At 47.2% G+C, this 886-nt stretch carries 3 protein-coding genes; 1 reads left to right on the forward strand and 2 read right to left on the reverse strand.

What is annotated here, in order from left to right; genetic code table 11:
• Positions 1 to 114: 114 nt before the first annotated feature.
• Together RMT89_RS40385 and RMT89_RS40390 are read right to left on the reverse strand one after the other, a co-directional pair.
• Positions 115 to 303: a hypothetical protein gene (locus RMT89_RS40385; RefSeq protein ID WP_315888729.1), complete on the reverse strand. Its 189-nt coding sequence runs from the start codon at positions 301 to 303 to the stop codon at positions 115 to 117.
• Entirely contained in the window at positions 300 to 506 is a 207-nt protein-coding gene (locus tag RMT89_RS40390) for a hypothetical protein (RefSeq protein ID WP_315888730.1), read from the reverse strand. Before RMT89_RS40390 ends, RMT89_RS40385 begins: the two co-directional genes overlap by 4 nt.
• Positions 507 to 700: 194 nt before the next feature.
• Between RMT89_RS40390 and RMT89_RS40395 the strand changes: the two genes are divergently transcribed.
• On the forward strand, positions 701 to 886 hold a 186-nt coding region (locus RMT89_RS40395; protein WP_315888731.1), incomplete at its 3' end, for a hypothetical protein.

Below are 886 nucleotides of genomic sequence, written 5' to 3' on the forward strand. Positions count from 1 at the left end.
CCAGACCGATTTTCTGACCGAAGATCGTCACCGGCTGCAAATACGCGTAGCGAGCCGCTATGTGCGGACGGCGCGGCTCGCTTATTTCAAGGTAAAAATGTTCTTCTGTTTCTCTCATTGTGGTTGCTCCGTTATGATGCGCAAAGCAGGTGCGTCGTTGCGAAGTCCAAAATAAAGGCGAAATTCTTCATCGCTTTCAAACACGTCATGACGCAGCAGACGCGCATAATTTATTTCACGTCTAACAACTTTGCAGATGCTTTCAACGCAAATACGCAAATCGTAATTTTTGCTGTTATTCATGCTAGTTCCTCCATAATCTTGAGGGCGTATTTAGCGCCGTTCATTTCATTGCTGGAAACTTCGCTTTCCAATTCAGCGATAACAGACGGAAAGTTAGAAATCAGAACGCGCGAAACAATCATTTCCTTGATCCAGTCAGCGTCGAAATCTTTACCCATTTCGATCACAGTTGCTGCAAACTTAGAAGAGTGAACCATTTCCATGTTGCCTAACTCCCGTTGGCGTTGCGTTGAATTATAATTACACCGTTTCTAATTGTGCGTCAAGCGGTGTTTCTAATTATTTCCATTATTTTCAATCGGTCAAAGCGCAGCCGTCCACAACCCGAAGACTTGACCGGCGCGGCAGGATCGGCCATATCTAGCGCATGTTACAGTTTTCGAGCGCATATAAACAGTTGTCGGACTACGAAAGGGATTTCGTGGACGGCTTTTTGCGCCGTGTTGACACCGAAGCGGAACGCCGGTTTGAAAAGCTGACGATTACGCTTGAACGCGTTGCGTCATCGCTTGATTTGAACACGCTGGACGAACGTTCCCGCGATCTATTCCGCAAGCCGATTGTTTCCGCTGCCATTCGCGAG

This window comes from Streptomyces sp. P17 (assembly GCF_032436805.1).
Classification (GTDB): domain Bacteria; phylum Actinomycetota; class Actinomycetes; order Streptomycetales; family Streptomycetaceae; genus Streptomyces.